At 65.6% G+C, this 3,865-nt stretch carries 5 protein-coding genes; 2 read left to right on the top strand and 3 right to left on the bottom strand.

Features of this window, described 5'->3' with window-relative positions:
• The coding region (locus KDJ86_RS08515) for a type II toxin-antitoxin system VapC family toxin (protein ID WP_291744694.1) at window positions 1–427 on the top strand (427 nt) is incomplete at its 5' end.
• Here the strand turns inward: KDJ86_RS08515 and KDJ86_RS08510 are convergent.
• Genes KDJ86_RS08510 through KDJ86_RS08500 form a run of 3 tightly spaced genes read right to left on the bottom strand, consistent with a single transcriptional unit; the run spans window position 417 to window position 2,683 of the window.
• The gene (locus KDJ86_RS08510; RefSeq protein ID WP_291744693.1) at window positions 417–845 is read right to left on the bottom strand and encodes a TA system VapC family ribonuclease toxin; all 429 of its coding nucleotides are present in this window, start codon (window positions 843–845) and stop codon (window positions 417–419) included. The two genes, KDJ86_RS08515 and KDJ86_RS08510, sit on opposite strands and share 11 nt — an antisense overlap.
• Entirely contained in the window at window positions 829–1,104 is a 276-nt protein-coding gene (locus KDJ86_RS08505; RefSeq protein WP_291744692.1) for a CopG family transcriptional regulator, read from the bottom strand. The genes KDJ86_RS08510 and KDJ86_RS08505 overlap by 17 nt, the downstream gene beginning before the upstream one ends.
• Before the next feature lie 46 nt (window positions 1,105–1,150).
• Entirely contained in the window at window positions 1,151–2,683 is a 1,533-nt protein-coding gene (locus KDJ86_RS08500; protein WP_291744691.1) for an acyl-CoA carboxylase subunit beta, read from the bottom strand.
• Between the two features lie 112 nt (window positions 2,684–2,795).
• Between KDJ86_RS08500 and KDJ86_RS08495 the strand changes: the two genes are divergently transcribed.
• Entirely contained in the window at window positions 2,796–3,791 is a 996-nt protein-coding gene (locus KDJ86_RS08495) for a glycosyltransferase family 2 protein (protein WP_367116778.1), read from the top strand.
• The last annotated feature ends 74 nt before the right edge of the window (window positions 3,792–3,865 follow it).

Genomic DNA, 3,865 nt, shown 5'->3' with positions numbered 1-3,865 from the left:
CGCCAGGATCGGGATTCGGGCTATGGCCGTCTTTGACGCGAACGTACTGGTTGGCTTGATCGTCGACTTGGCCTGGTCGGACAGGGCACGCGATTCCGTTGCCGCCGAGAGTGTGCGTACCGCTCCGTCACTTCTCGCCGTTGAGGTCGGAAACGCCATTTGGCGAAACGTGCGTTCGGGCGCCCTCTCGGCGGACCAGGCCGGGCGTGCCCTCACGCACGCCATCGCAATCGTCGCGCTTGAGCCCGTCGAAGACCTGGCCGCGCAGGCGCTTCGGATTGCAATCGAGCGCGATCACCCGGTTTACGACTGCTGCTATGTCGCGCTGGCGATGCGTGACTCCGTTCCCCTCGTCACCGCGGACAGACGACTGGCAGCACTGGCGGAACAGGCCGGCGTGACCGTGGAGATGCTGGCTACAGGATAACGAGGTTCTCCGGCGCCGCCTCACGCACCGAGGCGAGCGGAATCGTCCGGTCGAAGGTGACCAGCCGTCCGCCGTGCTTCGCCGCCAGCGCCAGCAGGTAGATGTCGGTAAGCTGCTTCGGGCCGATGACGTAATTGCGGTCAATGCGTAGGCGATCGGTCAAGGAGATGTCATCCGGCCAGAACGCGTGATTTCCTTCCTCAACGGCGAAATCAAACAAGCCAAACGCTTCCGCAATCGACATCGGATTGGAATATCGGCGTTGCGAAACTACCCTGAGGAAGCCGTTTTCGGTCAGCGGACACGACGCCCATCCACCGGCCCGGTTCTCGACCCACCATTCGCGGATCGTCGCATTGAACGGATGGTCTTCATCGAACAACGCAATCAATGCGTTGACGTCAAGAAGCCCCCGCATCGCTTTTGACCTGGATTCCCGCATCCTCGAAGTCAGCTTCCTCGAGCAGGCGTTCGATCAGTTCGGGCGTAACGACCGCACCGGTGCTTTCCAGAAGAGGAAATCCATCCTTTACGACGATCCTCCTTTGGCCCGGCGCCCGCGTCAGCGCCTTGCGAGCCAGGTCGGAAATCACCGCCCCGGCGGTCTTCTTCTCCGCCCGGGCAAGCTCCTTGGCCATCTGGAGCACGTCATCGTCGATGTCGAGCGTGGTGCGCATGCATCAGATGATAGTGCATCAGACGCATGCTTTCAATGAACGCCCCTCACAACGGAATGTTGTCATGCTTCTTCCAGGGGTTTTCCAGCACCTTGCCGCGAAGCAGCCGCAGCGCCCGCGCCACCCGGCGGCGGGTGGCGTGCGGCATGATCACCTCGTCGATATAGCCGCGCTCGGCCGCGACGAAGGGCGACATGAACCGCGCCTCGTATTCCTTGGTCCGCGCCGCGATCTTCTCCGGATCGCCGGCTTCCTTGCGGTAGATGATCTCGACCGCTCCCTTGGCGCCCATCACCGCGATCTCGGCGCTCGGCCAGGCGTAGTTGACGTCGCCGCGCAGGTGCTTCGACGCCATCACGTCATAGGCGCCGCCATAGGCCTTGCGGGTGATCACCGTCACCTTGGGCACCGTCGCCTCGGAATAGGCGAAGAGCAGCTTGGCGCCGTGCTTGATCAGCCCGCCATATTCCTGCGCCGTTCCAGGCAGGAAGCCCGGCACGTCGACAAAGGTGACGATCGGGATGTTGAAGCAGTCGCAGAAGCGGACGAACCGTCCCGCCTTCCGCGAGGCGTCGGAATCGAGAACGCCGGCCAGCACCATCGGCTGGTTGGCGACGAAGCCGATCGTCCGCCCCTCGATCCGGCCGAAGCCGGTGACGATGTTGCGCGCGAAGGCCTCGCCGATCTCGAAGAAATCCCCCTCGTCGACGACCTTGAGGATCAGCTCCTTGATGTCATAGGGCTTGTTGGCGCTGTCCGGGATCAGCCGGTCGAGCGACAGCTCCTCGCGGTTCGACGGGTCGGCGGTCTCGAGCTCCGGCGGATCGGCGCGGTTCGACAGCGGCAGGAAGTCGATCAGCCGCCGCATCTCGGTCAGCGCCTCGACGTCGTTGTCATAAGCGCCGTCGGCGATCGACGAGCGGGTGGTGTGGACCGAGGCGCCGCCGAGCTCCTCCGGCGTTACCGTCTCGTTGGTCACCGTCTTCACCACGTCCGGCCCGGTGACGAACATGTAGCTGCGGCCGCGCACCATGAAGATGAAGTCGGTCATCGCCGGCGAATAGACGTCGCCGCCGGCGCAAGGCCCCATGATCACCGAGATCTGCGGGATGACGCCCGACGCCAGCACGTTGCGCTGGAAGACCTCGGCATAGCCGCCGAGCGCCGCGACGCCCTCCTGGATGCGGGCGCCGCCGGCATCGTAGAGGCCGATGATCGGCGTCCCGTTCCTGAGAGCCATGTCCTGAACCTTCTGGATCTTCTCGGCATGGGCCTCGGAAAGCGACCCGCCGAACACCGTGAAGTCCTTGGCGAAGACATAGATCGGCCGGCCGTTGACCGTACCCCAGCCGGTCACCACCCCGTCACCGGCGATCTTCTTCTCGGCCATGCCGAAGTCGTTGGCGCGGTGCTCGACATACATGCCGTATTCCTCGAAGGAGCCTTCGTCGAGCAGCACCTCGATGCGCTCGCGCGCCGTCAGCTTGCCAAGCTTGTGCTGCGCCGCGACACGCGCCTCGCCGCCTCCGGCGCGCGCGGCTTTGCGCCGGATTTCAAGCTCTTCGAGTATTTCCTTCATGACGCCCCTCACCGGTCGCAGCCATCTCGGGGCCCGAAACTATCCCGGCCGGGACGATTCCGCCATGTCATCCGGGTCCGGTGCTTGATTCCGCCTTATCGCCCCTCTAGTCATGGCTCCGCGGCGCGGCAAGGCGCGTCGCCCGGACGCCGTTTTTCGACGAATGACCAGGGTTTGCATCACTATCTGCACCGCCGGGCGGCCGGGCATGCTGTCCGAATGCCTGAGGTCGGTGGTCAGCCAGGACGCCCCGGCCGGCTGCGAGGTCGAGCTCGTCCTCGTCGACAACAACCCGGCCCCGCAGGTGCAGGAAATCGTCGACGGAATCAGGGGCGACGCCCGCTTCCCTGTCACGCTGGTCCATGAGCCGGAGCCCGGCATCCCCCACGCCCGCAACCGTGGCGTCGACGAGGCGCTCGCCCGCGGCGCCGACTGGATCGTCTGCATCGACGACGACGAGATCGCCGACCCGCGCTGGCTCGCCAGCCTGATCGAGGCCGGCATCGCCTACAAGGGCGACGTGGTGATGGGCAAGCTGATCAAGATTTATCCCGAGCGCCTCCCCCTCTTCGTCCTGCCGACCAACTATCCGCCCCGCAAGGAGGGCGAGGAACTCGAGGTCGCCTATACCCACAACGTCGCCTTCGCCCGCTGGCTGGTCGATCCGGACAAAGGGGCGTTGCGCTTCGACGAGAAGCTCCGTTTCGCCGGCGGCAGCGACTCCGATTTCTTCCGCCGCGCCCGCAAGCTCGGTGCCCGCATCGTCGCCACCGAGACGTCGGTGGTCCGCGAGACCCAGGTGCCGGAGCGCCTCAATCTGAAATGGCAGCTCCGCCGCGAATACCGCGTCGGCGCCGGCATGGCCCGTTCCGAGAAGGCGCTGAACGTCCCCGGCCGTCAGCGCCGCCGCCGGCTCGACCAGCTCGTCTTCCGCATCCTCAGGATGGTCGTCACCATCATCCTGTCGCCGCTGCTGCTGATCTTCGGCTTCAAGCGCTTCGAGAGCACCGTCGCCGTCGCGATCCGCAAGCTCGCCGCCTCCTGCGGCGCGCTCTCGGCGCATTTCGGCAAGCTCCCCGACCCCTACCGCAAGCTCGACGGCTACTGAGCGCGCGCCCGCTCCAGCACCAGCGCGGCGGCCTTGAGCTCCGCGAGGCGCACCGCCCGGCGGGCGAGCGCCAT

Source organism: Bauldia sp., assembly GCF_020442045.1.
Lineage (GTDB): Bacteria > Pseudomonadota > Alphaproteobacteria > Rhizobiales > Kaistiaceae > Bauldia.
This window is presented reverse-complemented; position numbering and strand designations above follow the sequence as displayed.